Source organism: Deinococcus planocerae (assembly GCF_002869765.1).
Taxonomy (GTDB): Bacteria; Deinococcota; Deinococci; order Deinococcales; family Deinococcaceae; genus Deinococcus; species Deinococcus planocerae.
In genome coordinates this window covers 81,012-97,108 of the sequence record NZ_PNOR01000012.1, presented here as the reverse complement: position 1 = coordinate 97,108, position 16,097 = coordinate 81,012, and the positions used below count along the sequence as shown (strand labels likewise).

At 71.0% G+C, this 16,097-nt stretch carries 14 protein-coding genes; 5 read left to right on the top strand and 9 right to left on the bottom strand.

Annotated elements, in window-relative coordinates; genetic code table 11:
* Window positions 1-2 precede the first annotated feature (2 nt).
* From A7B18_RS08895 to A7B18_RS08875, 5 genes are all read right to left on the bottom strand, one after another.
* Window positions 3-1,184 carry a hypothetical protein gene (locus A7B18_RS08895; RefSeq protein ID WP_245872804.1) on the bottom strand — a complete coding sequence of 394 codons (1,182 nt, stop codon included), beginning with the start codon at window positions 1,182-1,184 and terminating at the stop codon, window positions 3-5.
* A gap of 189 nt (window positions 1,185-1,373) precedes the next feature.
* On the bottom strand, window positions 1,374-2,888 hold the full coding sequence (locus A7B18_RS08890; protein WP_102126329.1) for a family 10 glycosylhydrolase: 1,515 nt from the start codon (window positions 2,886-2,888) through the stop codon (window positions 1,374-1,376).
* 65 nt (window positions 2,889-2,953) lie between these two features.
* Window positions 2,954-4,051, bottom strand: coding sequence for an ABC transporter permease (locus A7B18_RS08885; RefSeq protein WP_102126328.1), 1,098 nt, complete (start codon window positions 4,049-4,051; stop codon window positions 2,954-2,956).
* 115 nt (window positions 4,052-4,166) lie between these two features.
* Window positions 4,167-5,138 (bottom strand): ABC transporter permease, encoded by a 972-nt coding sequence (locus A7B18_RS08880; protein ID WP_102126327.1) that lies wholly within the window; start codon window positions 5,136-5,138, stop codon window positions 4,167-4,169.
* Window positions 5,139-5,236: 98 nt separating this feature from the next.
* The gene (locus tag A7B18_RS08875) at window positions 5,237-7,006 is read right to left on the bottom strand and encodes an ABC transporter substrate-binding protein (protein WP_102126326.1); all 1,770 of its coding nucleotides are present in this window, start codon (window positions 7,004-7,006) and stop codon (window positions 5,237-5,239) included.
* A 177-nt stretch (window positions 7,007-7,183) separates the two neighbouring features.
* On the opposite strand from A7B18_RS08875, the gene A7B18_RS08870 reads away from it, so the two are divergent.
* The 3 genes from A7B18_RS08870 to A7B18_RS08860 are packed head-to-tail and all read left to right on the top strand — an operon-like array spanning window position 7,184 to window position 10,256.
* Window positions 7,184-8,365, top strand: coding sequence for an anhydro-N-acetylmuramic acid kinase (locus tag A7B18_RS08870; RefSeq protein ID WP_281260156.1), 1,182 nt, complete (start codon window positions 7,184-7,186; stop codon window positions 8,363-8,365).
* Window positions 8,362-9,258 (top strand): N-acetylmuramic acid 6-phosphate etherase, encoded by an 897-nt coding sequence (gene murQ / locus A7B18_RS08865; protein WP_102126325.1) that lies wholly within the window; start codon window positions 8,362-8,364, stop codon window positions 9,256-9,258. Before A7B18_RS08870 ends, murQ begins: the two co-directional genes overlap by 4 nt.
* Window positions 9,255-10,256: a serine hydrolase domain-containing protein gene (locus tag A7B18_RS08860; RefSeq protein ID WP_102126324.1), complete on the top strand. Its 1,002-nt coding sequence runs from the start codon at window positions 9,255-9,257 to the stop codon at window positions 10,254-10,256. The genes murQ and A7B18_RS08860 overlap by 4 nt, the downstream gene beginning before the upstream one ends.
* Before the next feature lie 57 nt (window positions 10,257-10,313).
* Here A7B18_RS08860 and A7B18_RS08855 read toward each other — a convergent pair whose 3' ends face one another.
* Complete coding sequence (locus tag A7B18_RS08855; protein ID WP_425430326.1) at window positions 10,314-10,754, bottom strand: HU family DNA-binding protein; 441 nt, start codon at window positions 10,752-10,754, stop codon at window positions 10,314-10,316.
* Window positions 10,755-11,075: 321 nt separating this feature from the next.
* On the opposite strand from A7B18_RS08855, the gene A7B18_RS08850 reads away from it, so the two are divergent.
* On the top strand, window positions 11,076-12,758 hold the full coding sequence (locus tag A7B18_RS08850; RefSeq protein ID WP_102126322.1) for a long-chain-fatty-acid--CoA ligase: 1,683 nt from the start codon (window positions 11,076-11,078) through the stop codon (window positions 12,756-12,758).
* A 58-nt stretch (window positions 12,759-12,816) separates the two neighbouring features.
* Here the strand turns inward: A7B18_RS08850 and A7B18_RS08845 are convergent, their stop codons facing one another.
* The 3 genes from A7B18_RS08845 to A7B18_RS08835 are packed head-to-tail and all read right to left on the bottom strand — an operon-like array spanning window position 12,817 to window position 15,227.
* A complete protein-coding gene (locus A7B18_RS08845) occupies window positions 12,817-13,500 on the bottom strand; it encodes a hypothetical protein (RefSeq protein WP_102126321.1) in 684 nt (227 codons plus the stop codon).
* A gap of 24 nt (window positions 13,501-13,524) precedes the next feature.
* Window positions 13,525-14,502 carry an alpha/beta hydrolase gene (locus A7B18_RS08840; protein ID WP_102126320.1) on the bottom strand — a complete coding sequence of 326 codons (978 nt, stop codon included), beginning with the start codon at window positions 14,500-14,502 and terminating at the stop codon, window positions 13,525-13,527.
* 20 nt (window positions 14,503-14,522) lie between these two features.
* Window positions 14,523-15,227: a histidine phosphatase family protein gene (locus A7B18_RS08835; RefSeq protein WP_102126319.1), complete on the bottom strand. Its 705-nt coding sequence runs from the start codon at window positions 15,225-15,227 to the stop codon at window positions 14,523-14,525.
* Between the two features lie 584 nt (window positions 15,228-15,811).
* On the opposite strand from A7B18_RS08835, the gene A7B18_RS08830 reads away from it, so the two are divergent.
* Window positions 15,812-16,081 carry a hypothetical protein gene (locus A7B18_RS08830; RefSeq protein WP_102126318.1) on the top strand — a complete coding sequence of 90 codons (270 nt, stop codon included), beginning with the start codon at window positions 15,812-15,814 and terminating at the stop codon, window positions 16,079-16,081.
* Window positions 16,082-16,097: the final 16 nt, after the last annotated feature.

Below are 16,097 nucleotides of genomic sequence, written 5' to 3'. Positions count from 1 at the left end.
CGTCAGGGGCCGAAGCGCCGAAGCTGCACCCGGTACACGCCGCCCACGTCCTCCCGCCACGCGAGTACGGCGGCCCCCGAGGCGTCCACCGCCAGCGACGGCGAGCGGGCGTCGCGCCCCTGGTCCCGATTCACCGTCCCGAGGTCCTGCCAGCCCTCCCCCGTCCAGCGGGCGAGCCTCACCCGGCCCAGGCCGCCGCGCTCCTCCACCCAGGCGAGCACCGGGCGACCGCCCTGGTCCAGCGCCAGGGAGGGGGCAGAGGCCGAGCCCGTGCCGAGCCTCCCGCCCAGCGCCTCCCAGCCCCTCCCGGTCCAGCGCGAGACGAAGAGGGCGTCCTGACCGCCCGCGTCCTCCAGCCACGCGACGACGGGGCGCTCCTGCGCGTCCAGCACGAGGCGGGTGGAGGCGACGTAGGTGTTCGGCGTGCGGTTCAGCGCCCCGCCGAGGGGCTCCCAGCGCTCCCCGGTCCAGCGCGCGGCGAGCACGCGGCTGGCGAGCACCTCGCCTTGCAACCACGCGACGGTGGGCCGCCCCGCCCGGCCCAGCGCGAGGGCGGGCGTGCGCGAGAAGGCCCGGAGGTCGTTGAAGGGCGCGCTGCGGGTCCAGACCTTCGCCGCGGGGTCCCACGTCCGCACGGTGAGGCGGCTGCCGTCGGGCTTGCGGAGGTATTCGCCCCAGGCGAGGACGGGTTCGCCCTGCCGGGCCGCGACCGCCCGCGTCCGGGCCGCATAGGGCAGGTCGTCGCCGAGGTAGCGCGTGCGCCAGTCCGTCCACGCGCCGCCCTGGTACGCGCGGAAGACCACGATGTCGTTGTCGCCGTAATTCTCGTTCCACACGAGGACGGGGGTGCCGCGCTCGTCGAGGGCGAGGTTCAGGGAAGACACCGGGCGGGGGTGGTCGTAGTTGAGGGGGCCGCCGAGCGCCGTCCACGTTCCGCCCGCGTGCCGCCACGCGGTGAGCTGCCGGGCGACGAACGTGCCGCGCCCGCTGCTGTACGTGCCCTCGTCGGCGACGACCGCGAGGACCAGCGACCCGTCGGGGGCGGCGGCGAGCGCGAGTTCCCGCACGGGCGGCGAGGCGGCCAGACCGGGTGGGGCGCCCGGGGTGGAGGGAGACGTGGGCGCCGTGGCGAGCGCGGCGGTCAGGAGGGCGGCGAGTCCCAGGGTCAGGGGATGCGGGCGCAAGGTTGTCCTTTCCCCGCCCGCGCCCCGGAAGGTGTGGACGGCCCGGAGTCGGGGCGGTGTCGTGCCCCCATTGTGCGCGCCGCCGCGGGTGGGAACAACGCCCGCCCGTCACCCGCGGGGCCCGGGAGGACACCTCCCGGTTCCGCCAGACGCGCAACGGCAGAGGGGGGCAGCAGTCCCTTCCGCCCTCTACGGCACGGTCAACGTGGGCACCTCGGTCACCCGGCCCGCCGGGGCCGTGACCGGTTCGCCCGTCACCCCGCCCACCTCCACCCGCACCGCCCGCTCGGGAAGGCGCAGGAAGCCGTAGCCGCCGAGGCCGTTCGTGGTCGTGCGGGCCAGCTCCTCGCCCGACTCGTCGAGGAGGCGCACCGTCCGGTTCCCGAGGGGCGCCGTGCCCGTGGTCGCCACCGTGCCGCGCAGGGCCCGCAGCGCCGCCGGGTCGGGGCGGACCCAGCGGGCGGGGGACGCGAAGGGGCCGCCGGGTCCGGCCAGCTTCCTCGTGAGTTCGGGCAGCACGTCGGCGGTGGTTCGCTTCCCGGCGTTCACGTCGGCGTCGGGCGTGCGGTAGGAGTACCCGGCCCAGCCCAGGCCCAGGGTGCGGGTCTTACGGACCTGATTCAGGGTGCTCGCCTGGTCGTTGAGGTAGATCGACGCGCCGCTGACCTGCGTGACCTCCGGCGAGCGCACCCGCAGCCCCGCCGCGTACGCCGCCCAGGTGTTGAACCACCCCGCCTGCTCGGGCACGAAGTCGCGCTTGTAGTTCATCATCACGTTCAGGTCGAGGTAACCCCCCCGCACCCAGGTCAGCCAGTCCTGCAAGACCTCGTTGTACGTGCGCGTCTGGGTGAAGCCCTCGTCCGTCGTCGGCCCCGCCCCGTAGGTGATCGTGGCCGCGTTGACGCTCACGTCGGGCCTCACCGCCTTCACTGCGAGCGCCGTGTCCCGCACGAGGTTGGTGACCTGGGTGCGGCGCCAGGCCGACCAGGCGGGGTCTTCCGGGGCGAGCGTGCCGCTGGCCCCCGTCTCCGCGCGGAAGCGGGCGAGGGCCGTCTCGTTGTACCCCCAGCCGTTGGGCCCGCCCACCGGGTTGTAGTCGGGGTAGCGCACCCGGTCGAACTGGATGCCGTCCACGTCGTAGTTCTGCACCACCGAGACGTACATGTTCTTGATGTACTCGGTCGCGTCGGGGTGGCCGGGGTCGAACACCCAGTCGGCCCCCGCCTTCAGGGTGCCGTCGAACTTCACCAGGAGCCAGTTGTCGCGCCCCGTCTTGTCCGGGCCGTGCAGGTTGAAGGCGTGGTCGGGGCTCTTCGGCGGCGTGGGCGAGTTCCAGACTGAGGTCGTGATGATCCAGGCGTGGACTTGAAGGCCGAGCGGGTGCGCCTTTTCGATCAGGTCCGCGAGGGGGTCGAATCCGGCGGGCACGGCGGGGTCGTCCGTCGGCGGCATGGCGGCCTTCAGGCAGTAGCAGTCGCCCCGCCGCCCCACCTGCGCGAAGATGACGTTCACATTCATCGCGCGGGCGTCGGCAATCAGTTGATCCACCTCGGCGGGCGTCTTGATCCCGGGCCCGAAAGCGTCCACCCACAGGCCGCGCAGCTCGACCGGGGCGCCCTGCGGGACGGGCGTGGGGGCGGCGGGCGGCTGGGCGGAGGCGACGACGGACAGGCTCAGCACGGCGGACAGCAGGACGGTATTCATGGGCTTTTCCCCTCAGGAGGACGAATCGAGAACGGTCGGGGCCTGGGTGGTTCGGTTCCCGCCTCTCAGCGGCTTTGGGTATCCGCTGCGTCGCGCAGCGCGTCCCCGAAGAAGTTGAAGGCGAGCACCGCCAGGAAGATGAAGAGGCCGGGGATGAGCAGCCACGGGTAGAGCCGCAGCGTCTGGAAGTTCTGCGCGTCCTTGAGCAGAAGGCCCCAGGAGGTCATCGGCTCCTTGATCCCCAGCCCCAGGAAGCTCAGCGCGCTCTCGCCCAGGATGTAGCCGGGAAGGGCGAGCGTGGCCGTCACCACCAGGAAGGAACTCAGGTTCGGCGTGATGTGCCGCAGGATCACCCGCAGGTCACGGGCGCCGATGGCCTGCGCGGCGGTCACGTACTCCACGTTGCGAGCGGCGAGCACCTGCCCGCGCACCACCCGCGCGAGCCCCGCCCAGCCGATCAGGGCGAGCACGGCCACGATGCCCAGATACACCCAGGTGCTCGGCCACCGCGCGGGAATCAGCGTCGAGAGCGCGAGCAGGATGGGTAGGCGCGGGAAGGAGAGCAGCACCTCCACCGTCCGCTGGATCAGGTTGTCGGTCCAGCCGCCGTAATACCCGCTGATGCCCCCCAGCACGATGCCGATGGCGAACGAGATCAGCACCCCGATCACGCCCACCGTCAGGCTGACCTGACCGCCGACGAGGGTGCGCGAGAGCAGGTCCCGCCCCAGTTGGTCGGTGCCGAGCGGGAAGAAGGTGTTCCCCTCCGGCACGCCGAAGAGGTGGAGGTTGGACGGGATGCCCAGGAAGCGGTACTCGTCCCCCCGCACGAAGAGGCGGATGGGCACCGGATTCGTTCGGTCCTCCACGTTCCTGCGGGCGAAGGTCACCGGGTCGCGCTCCTGCTTGAAGCCGTACACGAAGGGCGTCCGCAGCCTCCCCTCGTGGACGATGTGGACCCGCTGCGGCGGCTGGTAGCTCGCCTCCTCGTGCTGGGTGGTGATCGCGTAGGGCGCGAGGAAGGGCGAGAACAGCGCCAGGGCGTAGAGGAGGATCAGGAGCCAGCCGCCGATCACGCCCAGCCGCGACTTGCGGTAGCGCCGCCACGCCATCGCCCAGGGGGAGGGCGTGACGGGGGTGGGGGAAGCGGGGAGGGTGGTCATGGGTGCCCTCGGCGGTGAGTGGGAAGTGGGAAGTGGTGAGTGGGAAAAGCGCAGCGGAGGCGGAAGCGTGAAGCCAGAGCTTCCACCAACCACTGACCACTCACCACTAACCGCCTCACCCGTACCTCACGCGCGGGTCCGCCCACGCCAGCGCCAGGTCGGCGAGCAGGTTGCCCACGAGGAGCAGAAACGCACTCAGCATCAGCAGGGTCAGGGCCGTGTACTGGTCCTTGTTGACGAGGCTGTCGTACAGCAGCGGCCCGATGGTGGGGAGGTTGAGGACGATGGAGATGATGATGGTGCCGCTGATCAGGGTCGGCAGGCTCAGGCCCGCGAGGGTGATCAGGGGATTGATCGCGTTGCGGACGGCATGGCGCCAGATCACCCGGTTCTGCGGCAGCCCCTTCGCCCGCGCCGTGCGGATGTAGTCCTGGCTCAGCACGTCGAGGGTGGAGGCCCGCATCTGCCGCATCAGCCCCGCCACGCCTTCTAAACCGATGGCGAGCACAGGAATCCACAGGTGGTTGAGCAGGTCCAGCACCCTGGCCCACGACCACGGCGCGTCGATGTAGTCTGGACTGAAGAGCCCCCCGACGTTCGTCCCCCCGAGTTGCAGCACGAGCGCGACGAGGAGGAGGGCGGCCAGGAAGTCGGGGATGGCGAGCCCCACGTACCCCAGGAAGTTCGCCACGCTCGCCGCGAAGCCGTGCCGGTTGAAGGCCGTGTACAACCCCAGCGGCACGGCGACGATCCACGTGAAGAGCAGCGTGATCAGGCTGATGAAGACCGTCCAGCCCAGCAGGTCGCCGATCACGCTCACCACAGGCCGGTTTTGCAGGAAGGAGTACCCGAAGTCGAACTCGGTGATCACCCCCCACAGCCACCGCCCGTACTGCACGACGGCGGGCTGGTCGAGCCCGAGCTGACGGCTGATCGCCGCCGCCGTCTCGCGGGTGAAGCGCGGGTCTTCGAGGTACTGGTCGGTGAAGCTGCCCGGCTGGAGCTTGATCACCGTGAAGCACACGGCGCTGATCACGAGCAGGGTGGGAATCATGCCGAGGATTCGGCGCAGGGTGTAGGTCAGCATAGGGGGTGAGTGGTCAGTGGTCAGTGGGGAGTGGAAGCTTCAGCGTGGTGCTTACGCCTCGGCTGCGCTTTTTCCACTCACCACTCCCCACAACCCACTTACTTCTGATAGATGAGCGGCACCGGGTTGTACCCCGGAATCACCCCGAGGTTGTAGATGTAGTTGCCGTACTTGTTGCTGATCGCGCCGATGTTCTCGGGCTTGGCGAGGGGCGTCACCGGCAGGTTCTGGGCGAAGAGGAGCTGCCAGCGGGTGTAGAGCGCCTTGCGCTTGCTGCGGTCGGTGGTGGTCGCCGCGTCGTTGAAGATGGTGTAGATCTGGCGCTCCCAGGGCTGCATCCGGGCCAGGTTGGGCGTGCCGCCGTCCTGGGCGGGCTGGAGGCTGCGGTGCCAGTAGTACAGGGCGCCGCCGGGCTGCCAGATGGGCTTGCGCAGCTCGGGGTCGGGCTGGTCGCCGAAGGCGTGGAGGATCATCTCCCAGTCGCCGCTCTGCCCGGTCGAGAGCAGGTTGCGGGAGAGGATGCCCTTGAGGTTCACCTTCACGCCCGCCTTGGCGAAGTCGCTCTGGATGATCGTGGCGATGGCGGGGTAGACGGAGGAGTCGGTGCCGTAGGTGAGGTCGAACTCCAGATTCTTGCCCCGGGCGACCTCGCGGATGCCGTCACCGTTCGTGTCCCTCAGCCCCAGCGCGTCGAGGGCCGCCCCCGCCGCCCGCAGGTCGAAGGCGCCGAGCTGCCGGGTGGTGTTGGCGTACCAGTCGCGGTTGACGGGCGCGACCCCGTGCCCCGGCAGGCTCGCCAGGCCGTTGTACACCGTGTCGATGATGCGCTCGCGGTTCAGCGCACTCTGCATCGCGCGGCGGAAGCGCACGTCGCCGAAGACCCGGGCGAGCGCGGGGTCCTTCGCGTCGAAGTTGTACGCCACGAAGGGCGGGCTCCCGAACAGGGCGGTCGAGCGCGTCACCTTGAAGGGAGCGCCCGCCACCTCGCGTCCCTTGAGGTCGGGGAACTGCGCGCCCGTGATGTTGAGCTGGTCCACGTTCCCCGCGAGGAACTGCGCGACCTGGGCCTGGGGGTCGCGGATGATCAGGAATTCGAGCTGGTTCAGGTACGGAAGCTGGGTGCCCCGGGCGTCCACCTTCCAGTAGTTCGGATTCTTGACGAGCGTGACCTTCTGGCCCGCCGTGTAGTTGCTCAGCCGGAAGGGGCCGGTGCCGACGACCTCGGACTCGGCCACGTTGCCCGGCCACGCGTTGTTGATGTCGGCGGCCTTGGCCCCGCCCTCCTGCGAGAAGCGCACCAACTTGTGCTTCGGCATCACGAACGAGCGCATCTGGAGGAGGAACGCCGGGCTGGGACGCGGCAGCACGAACTGCACGGTCGTGGGGTTGACCTTGCGCACCTCGACCTGCTTGCCGTCGAGCTTGAAGGAGGCGGCGTCCCCGGCGCGGGCCTCCGGGTTCATGATGATCTGGCTGTAGGTGAACACCACGTCGTCGGCGGTGAAGGGCTGGCCGTCACTCCACCGCACGCCCTGGCGCAGCCGGAAGGTGTACGTCCGCCCGTCGGGGCTCACCGTCCAGGACTCGGCGAGGGCGGGCTCGACCCGGTAGGTGGCGTAGTTGAACTCGACCAGCCCGTCGAAGAGCTGCTGGGCGATGAGTCCCAGGTTGTTGTCGATCACGCCGTAGTAGTTCAGGCTCTGCGGGCTGTCCCCGAGGATGAGGGTGTACGTCCCGCCGGGCTTGCCGTCGGTGATGCCCAGGGCGCCGTAGCCCGTGACCTTCTTGGGCGCGGCCAGGGCACCCCCCACGAGGGCGAGCGTGACCAGACTGAGCAGACGGGGGGCGAGGGTGCGTCGGTTGAGCATGAAGACCTCCGGAGGTCGGCGCGAGATGGGAAAGACCTCAATTGTGGTTAAGGTTGGGCCTCAGGATAGGTCCGCCCCCCCTCTACCGCAACCCTCGCGGGCAGGCGGGCACCTGGGTGGTATGGTCTCCCGGATGCCGCTTTCCTGCGCTTTCCCCGGTGCCGCCCCGGTGACGACGTGAGCACCCCCCGCGTCCTCGGCCTGATGAGCGGCACGAGCGCGGACGGGATCGACGCGGCGCTGCTGGAATTGCCGGGGTGGCCTGAGTTGGAAGACGGGGGGAGGTGGCCCGGTCTGCCGGAAGGCGTGCCGCGCGGGCGCGTCGTGGAGCACGTCTTCACCCCCTTTCCTCCTGAGCTTCGCGCGGCGGTCATCGCAGCCATGCGGGACGAGGCCAGCGCGGCGGAACTCACCCAGCTCCACTGGTGGCTGGGCGAGGCGCTGGCGGAGGCGGCCCTGCCCCTCGCTCCATCCGCCGACCTGATCGCCTCGCACGGGCAGACCGTCCAGCACCACCCACGGCCCGACCCTGTGCGCGGCTGGACCCGGCCCGCCACCCTCCAACTCGGCGAGGCGGCGGTGATCGCGGCGCGGACAGGAAAACTCGTGGTCGCCGACTTCCGCCCGGCGGACATGGCGGTGGGTGGGTTGGGCGCCCCCCTGGTCCCCTTCGCCGACTGGGCACTGTTCGGGCAGCCTGTCGTGCGGCGGGCCGTCCACAATCTCGGCGGAATCAGCAACCTGACGTATCTGTCGGGGGAGGATCGGGCGGGCGTCCTCGCCTTCGACACCGGACCTGGAAATTGCCTCATCGACGAGGTGGCGGGCCTGAACGGGCAGACCCACGACGAGGGCGGGCGGCTCGCGGCGGCGGGGCAGGTTCACGAGGAAACGCTGGCCGCGTGGCTCACGCACCCCGAGTTGCAGCTTCCTCCCCCCAAAGCCACCGGGCGCGAGGTCTGGACGCTCGCCCGCCTCCCCTCCCCCGCCGACCTCAGCCTCCCCGACCTCGCGGCGACCGCCACGGCCTTCACCGCGCGCACTGTGGCCGACGCCTATCACCGCTGGGTCGTCCCGCACGGCCTGGACGAGATCGTGGTGGCGGGCGGAGGGGCGCGTAACCCGGTCCTGATGGCGGCCCTGCGCGCGGCCCTCTCCCCCATCCCCGTACTGACCTTCGAGGAGGTGGGCTGGGCGGCGCACGGTTTCACCGACGCCACGCGCGAGGCGGCGGCCTTCGCCTTCCTGGGCTACGCGCGGGCGCAGGGGTGGGCGAACGTTCTGCCGCACATCACGGGGGCGCGGGTGGCCGTGAGCGCCGGGAAGGTTCTGCTACCGCCCTCCGAGGAGCCACGATGACGACCGACCCCCGCCCCACCGAGGGCGTGCATCCCGACCACCCCGATCTCGACCGCCTCGACCCCCTCGCGCTCGTGCGGGCCCTGGCCGACGACCAGCGGCTCGCGGTGGAGGCGGTGCGCGCGGCGACTCCGGCCTTGGCCCGGGTGGTGGAGGCGGCCCTGCCCCGCCTGGAACGCGGCGGGCGGCTCGTGTACGTGGGCGCGGGCACGAGTGGGCGGCTGGGCGTGCTCGACGCGACCGAACTCACCCCGACCTTCTCCTGGCCGCCCGAGCGGGCCGTGCCGCTGATCGCCGGGGGCGAGCGGGCGATCCGGCAGGCGGTCGAGGGGGCCGAGGACAGAGCCGGGGCGGGGGCAGGGGACGTGCGCGCGGTCGGAGTCGGGCCGGACGACGTTCTCATCGCGGTCGCGGCGAGCGGCACGACCCCTTACGTCCTCGGTGCGGTGGCAGCGGCCCGCAGCCTCAGGGCGCTCACCGTTGGGATGGCGAACAATCCGGGCACCCCCCTCCTCGCCGCCGCCGACCATGCCGTCCTCCTCGACACCGGGCCGGAGGTCATCAGCGGCAGCACGCGCCTGAAGGCCGGAACCGCCCAGAAGATCGCCCTGAATACCCTGTCGAGCGCCCTGATGGTGCGGCTGGGCAAGGTGTACGGCAACCTGATGGTGGACGTGCGGGCGACGAACGCCAAGTTGGAGGCCCGCGCCCTGCGTCTGACCCGCCACGCGACCGATGCTGGCGAGACGGAGGCAAAGACAGCCCTGACGGCGGCGGGCGGGCGTGTCAAGACCGCCGTCGTGATGCTGCGGCTCGGGGTGGATGCGGGCGAGGCGGAGGCCCGGCTGGCGGCGGCGGGCGGACATGCACGGATGGCCCTGGGGGAAGGGTGATTCCGCAGCGGACGCGGGACCTGCTCGACCAAGCTGTCGAGAAGCAGGGCCTGTGTGGAGCGGCCTTTGGCGTGGTGGACACGGACGGGCAAGGAGAGACCTACGGGCTGGGCTGGGCAGCCCGCGAACCCGAACCTCTGCCGCTGGACGGAGAGACGTGGTGGGACCTCGCCAGCCTGACCAAGCCTCTTTTCACCGCGCGGGAAATCCTGCGGGTGGTGGAAGAGGGCCTGCTCGACCTCGACGACCCCCTCTCGGCCCATCTCCCCGATCTCGCGTGGATGCAGGAGACGCTGCTGAAGGCCCGGACCCTGCGTCAACTCCTCACCCACACGGCGGGCCTTCCCGCCTGGGCGCCGCTCTACACCTGGGGCGACGCGACGACGATCCGCGCCCGGCTGCTCCAGGAGCCGTGGCGGCTGAGGGCACCGGGGGAGGTGGTGTACAGCGATCTCGGCTACCTGCTGCTGGGGACGGTTCTGGAGCGGGTACGCGGCGTGCCCCTGCGGGCGTTCGGGCTGGACGAGGGGCTGACCTTCACGCCGGACCGCGCTCACAGCGCCGCCACCGAGCGTTGCCCCTGGCGCGGGCGGGTGCTGCGCGGCGAGACGCACGACGAGAACGCCTGGGCGCTCGGCGGGGTGGCGGGGCACGCGGGCCTGTTCGGCACGCTCGCCGGGGTGCTGACGCAGGCCAAGGGCCTCCTGCGCGAACGCTGGCTCTCCCCCGCCGCGCAGGCCGCCGCGACCCGTCCCCAAGCGGGGGGCCGCTCGCTGGCCTTCGTGGCCGCCCAGCCGGGCTGGAGCGGGGGCAGCCTCTGCGGGGAGCGGGCCTTCGGGCACACCGGCTTCACGGGCACGGGGCTGTGGGTGGAGCCGGAACTAGGCCTCGCGTGGGTGCTCCTCACCAACCGGGTCCACCCCTCGCGGCACGGCACGCTCGATATTCAGGCGCTGCGACGGGCGGTGGGGAACACGCTGCTCGCAGCTCGGGGCTAGAAGCCCAGGAAACGAAAAAGCGCCCCACGCGGGGCGCCCTGGCTGGAAGGCCCGTGCTCAGTCGCCGCTCGCCGCGTCGCCGCCCAGCGAGCCCTTGAGGGTGGAGGCGACCTTGAAGGCGACTTTCTTGCCCGCCGGAATCTGGATCTTCTCGCTCGTGCCGGGGCGCACGCCGGTGCGCGCGGCGGTGGCCTTGACGCTCAGGGTGCCCAGGCCGGGCAAGCCCACGCTCTTGCCACTGCGGATCGCGTCCACGACCACGCCCAGCATCGCGCTCACGGCCTCCTCGCTCTGCTTCTTGGTCAGGCCGGTCTTGTCGGCGACCTGCTCCACGAGCTGCGTCTTGGCGACCTTGCCGCTGCCGCCCCGGGCGTCTCCACCGTTCCCGCCTGTGCTCGCCTCGTTCACGTCGTCGCGCTGGGCTTTGGCCGCGCCCCGCGTGGAGCCCTTGGCGGCGGCAGGCTTCTTGGCGGGGGCCTTCGTCGACTTTTTCGTCATGGTGAGCAGCATGACATATGTTGCCCCGCTCGTGAAGAGGGGTCAGAGCGAACGAGCCCCTCTGGCACGGGTTTCTTAAGAACTGCTCCAGATTCTTCGCGTCCTGGCGCGCATTTTTGATCGAGTTCATTCTTTGGGTGGACGCTGGCGCCCCCCAAGCACGGCCCAGACGGCCTCGCTGTCCCGTGCTCCCGGGTCGGGCCGGGGGCGGGGATGTGTGCAGGGGCGCCGATTTGCCCTACACTCTGGGCCACACCCCCTTTTTGTCGCCCGCGCCGCGCGCCTTGCGGCGAGCCGGGCCTTCTCCCGGAGGTCTTCGCCATGACACAAGACGGTCTGATGTCCGCCCCCACCGACGCCGCAGGAGCGCCCGCGACCCGCTACTGGCCCGCGGGCAAGCCGCGCACGCTGACCCTGCCGCAGGTGGGCCTGATGCACAACCTGCGCGTCTCCGCCGAGCGCTACCCCGACCGGGCGGCCCTGTGGTTCTACGGGCGCGAGGTGAGCTACCGGGAACTGCGCGAGGGGGCCGAGCGGCTGGCCGGTCACCTGAAGGCGCAGGGCGTCGGGAAGGGCGACCGCGTGGCCGTGTGGGTGCAGAACAGCCCCGCCTGGGCCGTCGCCGCGCACGCCGCGTGGCACCTCGGCGCGGTGGTCGTGCCGCTCGCCCCCATGCTCCAGGCGCGCGAGTTCGGCTTCTTCCTCCAGGACGCCGGAATCCGCGTCGGCGTGGTGGGCGCCGAGCTGTACGAGAAGGCCAAGCAGGGCGGCCTTCAGCACGCGGTCGTGGCGAACGTCCTGCACGGCACGGACTCGGGGAAGGCCGGGGTGCCCCTGCCCGACGGGCTGAACGTGACGCCCACGCTTCAGGAGGGGGACGTGACGCTGGAGGACGCCTTGCAGGCCCACCCCGCCCCCGCCGCCGAGGTGGGCCCGGACGACCTGTGCGTGATGCCGTACACGAGCGGCACGACCGGACTGCCCAAGGGCTGTATGCACACCCACCGCAGCGTGCAGGCGAACGTCTTCGGGGCCGGGGTGTGGGTGGACGGCAGCGTGGAGGACGTGTACCTCGCTACCCTGCCCTTCTTCCACGTGACGGGGTTTGTCAACAGCCTTCTCGCGCCGCTGATGGGCGGTGGCCGGGTCGTGGTGATGGCCCGCTGGGACCGCGACGTGGCCCGCACCCTGATCCGCGAGCAGGGCGTGACCGTCTGGACGAACACCGCCACGATGGTGATCGACCTGATGGGCAGCCCGAACTTCGACCCCTCGCACCTCGCGACGCTGCGCAGCGTGACGGGGGGTGGCGCGTCCCTCCCCGCCGCGGTCGGGCAGCGGCTGTTCGACCTCACCGGGATCACCTTCACCGAGGGGTACGGCCTCAGCGAGACGATGGCGCAGACCCACACCAACCCCAAGGACCGCCCCAAGCTGCAATGCCTGGGCATTCCGATCTTCGGGGTGGACGCGCGGGTGGTAGACCTCGACACGGGCGAGGAGCTTCCGCCCGGCGGCGTCGGCGAGATCGTCATCCACGGGCCACAGGTCATGCAGGGCTACTGGAACCGCCCCGACGCGACGGCGGAGGCGTTCACGGACATTGACGGCAAACGCTTTTTCCGCTCGGGCGACCTGGGCTACATGGACGAGGAGGGCTACTTCTTTTTCACCGACCGCCTCAAGCGCATGGTGAACGTCTCAGGGATGAAGGTCTGGCCCGCCGAGGTCGAGAATCTGCTGCACGGCCACCCCGCCGTGCAGGAGGCCTGCGTGATCGCCGTCCCCGACGAGCGCACCGGGGAACACGCCCGCGCATTGATCGTCCTCAAGCCCGGCCAGCAGGTCAGCGGCAAGGACATCGAAGCCTGGGCGCGCGACGTGATGGCGACCTACAAGGTGCCCCGCGACTACCAGTTCGTCGAGTCCCTCCCGCGCGGCGCGACGGGTAAGGTGGCGTGGAGACAGCTTCAGGAGCAGGCGCGGGCGCAGATGCAGGGTTGAGCGTCGTGAGCAAGGGGAGGGGCCGCGCGGGTTGACCCCCCTTCATCTTTGCGGGCGGTCAGGAAGGGTCGGCGCCGAGGAAGGAGCTGACCGAGTGACTGACCGAGCCCTGGAAATGCGCTGGGTCGTGATGAGGCGCCCCTCTTGAGGCGAGGAGGGTGACGGTGCAGACCTCACCCTGATCGCGCAGGCCCTCGCTCGCCGCCTCTGCAAGCAGCGCACTCAACGCCCGAACGAGGCGCCGATACCGCTCCGGCGTGAGGCGTAAGGTCAGCGCCTCGACATGTGGGGGGCAGCCCTCCTCGGCAGGGGCATCCGGTTGAGGCGGGGGCGGAACAGGGTGCTCACGGTCCCCGAATCCCATCACCGTCTCCTCTTCCTCCCGTGATCGGCTCCACGACTCCTCATAAGCCTTCAAGAAGGTGTCGGCGAAGACCCGGATGTCCCCCGCCTGACCTCCCCCCTCCAGCGGGGGCAACAATTTCATCGGGAAGCGAAACTCCTGCGCCGTGAGCTGCAAAAACACCTTTCCACCCTCGCGCCGCACCTCCCGCAGCAGGCCCAGTTCCAGCAGCCGCCGCGCGTGGTGATGCACCAGATTGGCGGGTTGACCCATCGCCGCGGCCACGTCGCTCGGCGAGGCGGGCGAGACGAAACGTCCCAACAGGTCGATGTGTCCCTTCAGCGCACGGGCCTGCGCCGGGTCGGAAACGCGCAGCACGTCCAGTTGTTCGGTCGTCATGCCCGCAGGATGACGGCCCGCGTTTCAGTCGGCCACAGAGGGGGCTGAAAGTTCTGAACCGCTGGTGTCTTGACCTCCGGACAACTCCGCCTTCAGCCACCGCGCCGCCTGATCCATCAGCCCCGCGGCGGCGGGCGAGAAAGCCGTCATGTTGGCGAAGCCGTGGATCATGCCGGGGCCGGGCTGGTGCTCGGCGCGCACCCCCGCCTGCCTCAGCGCCTCGACGTAGGCGATGCCCTCGTCGCGCAGGGGGTCGAACTCGGCGGTCAGGACGAGGGCGGGCGGCAGGTCGTGGAGTTCGGCGGCGTGGAGGGGGCTGACGTGCGGGTGCGCGGCGTGCGCGGGGTCGGCGAGGTACATCTGGCCGAAAAAGGCCATGCGCTCCTCGGTCAGGAAGTAGCCCTGGGCGTTCTCGCGGCGGCTGGGGTAGCGGTCCACGTTGACGAAGTCGGCGGCGGGGTAGATCAGGAGCTGGGCCTTGACCGCCGGACCACCCTCGTCCCGGGCCCGCTGGGTGCAGGCGATGCACAGGCTCGCCCCGGCGCTGTCGCCCGCCACCGCGAGGCGGGTGGAGTCGGCGCCCAGTTCCCCGGCATGGGCGGCGGCCCACACCAGCGCGGCGTAGGCGTCGTCCGCCCCGGCGGGGAAGCGGTGCTCGGGCGCGAGGCGGTATTCGACGCTCAGGACGGCGGTGTTCGCCTCGGCACACAGCTCGCGGCACACGCTGTCGTGCGTCTCGATGGAATACGCGACGAAGCCTCCGCCATGGAAGAACACGGTCAGGGGGTGTGGTCCCTCCCCCACCGGGGTGTAGAGCCGGGCGGGGAGGTCGGACGCCGGGCCGGGGATGGTCAGGTCGCGCGTCCCGGCGATGGTCACGTCCCGCTTCGGAGCGCGGGCGGCATTGGCGATCACGGCGGCGCGCATCTCCTCCAGACCGTTCGGCTGGGGCGCGGCGGCGAGCTGGAGCAGGACTTCCTGAAGGTGGGGATCGAGGGGCATCGGTTTTCCTTTCGCGGCGCTCAGCGCCAGGAGGTGAGATCGGGGTCGAGGTGGCCGGTCTCGTTGAACGAGTCGAGGCTGGCGCGCCCGCCGCCGTAGGTGAGTCGGGTGAGGCTGCCGTTCCGGACGCGCCAGTTCAAGGTCAGGGCCGAGTCGTCGGGAGCGCGCAGGACGGCGGCGACGGTCACGCCGATCACGCCGCCCGAGGAGAAGGCGAGGACGGTGCGGCCCGAAGGACCCGTAAGGAGTTCCCGCAGGAAAGCGTGGACGCGGGCGCGGAAGGCGGCCCAGGTCTCCACCCCGGGATGCGTCACCTCGCCCCGCAGGTACGCCTCCGCCAGGGGTTCGAGCATCCGCTGGAAGTGGCGGTTGCGCTCCGGCCCGAGCCGTCCCTCTTCCGAGGCGCGCAGCAGGGCGCCAAACTTCGGGTCCCGGGCGGCGAGGAGCGGCCCCAGGGTGCGGGTCAGGCCGTCGCCGTCGTACTCGGCGAGGCGGGGGTCCACCACGGGCTCGGGCCACTCCCCCGCCGCCGACTCTGCGGCCAGCCGGGCGCTCTCGCGCTGCCGGACGAGCGGGCCGCAGAACACGTCGGTGGGTTCGACTCCCGCCTCCGCGAGAAAGGTTCCCACCGCGCGGGCCTGTTCCTCCCCCAAGCGGGAAAGGCGGTCGGTGTCGGCCTCGAAGGGGGTGGCCTGACCGTGCCGAACGAGGATGAGGGTGCTCACGCGGGGGCCCCGAGCGGGGAGGCGGGTGAGAACCGGGTTGTGGAATGGGGCACGGAGGCCAGGGTAGCGCACTGGAGCGGCCCTGCCGCGCACCCCCTCACGCCCCCGCCCCTTCCGGGAAGTGGAGGGGCGGGGGCCAGGGACGTTCACCCGGGCGCCGAAGCACATCAGCCGGAAGAGCCCGACCTGCGGAGAATGTGGACCCGGCCTGTCACGGGCTGTCAGGCCAGGGAAGCCGCGCGAACCTGCCACGACGTGGAAAGCTCGGGAGGGTCGCGCATGAGAGAAGACCCGTCCCGGACGGAGAAAGGGAGGGGTCTGGATCAGGCGTTCGGTGCCGCCCAATGACGTTCGCGCTGGTACTCGGCAGACTTGCGTGCTGGACGACGAAGCGCGACACTACCGTTACAACCCGCCTTCGGGTGGGTTGAGGGATTGAAACAGCCGCTCCGAAACGCAGACGATGACGTCGGTCCTCATTGCCGTTCGCCCTCGCGTGTGCGGCGGGCAGGGCATGGCATACCGTGTCAGAAGACTCCAGAATGCCTACCCCTCCCGGCCCCAGCCGGGGAACGGAGCCCCCGATGATGCATCCCGCCCTGCTCACCGCCGCCCTGCTGACTTTCTTTTTCGCCGTGCTGACGCTGGGCATGATCCTGGGCGTCAACCTGGGCAGCCACAGCCGCCTGTACGTCCCGGCAGGGACAGCCCTGCGCCTGCCGCCCCCCGCGTACCGGACGCTCTGGCGACTGCGCTTTTCCCTCTACACTCTGCTGCTGGGTACTGCCGCGCTGCTGTGGCTGGCGTGGCTGTGGCGGGTGGTGCCGCCTGTGCAGGGCATCCGGCTGACGTAGGTGAGCCGGGCCCTTC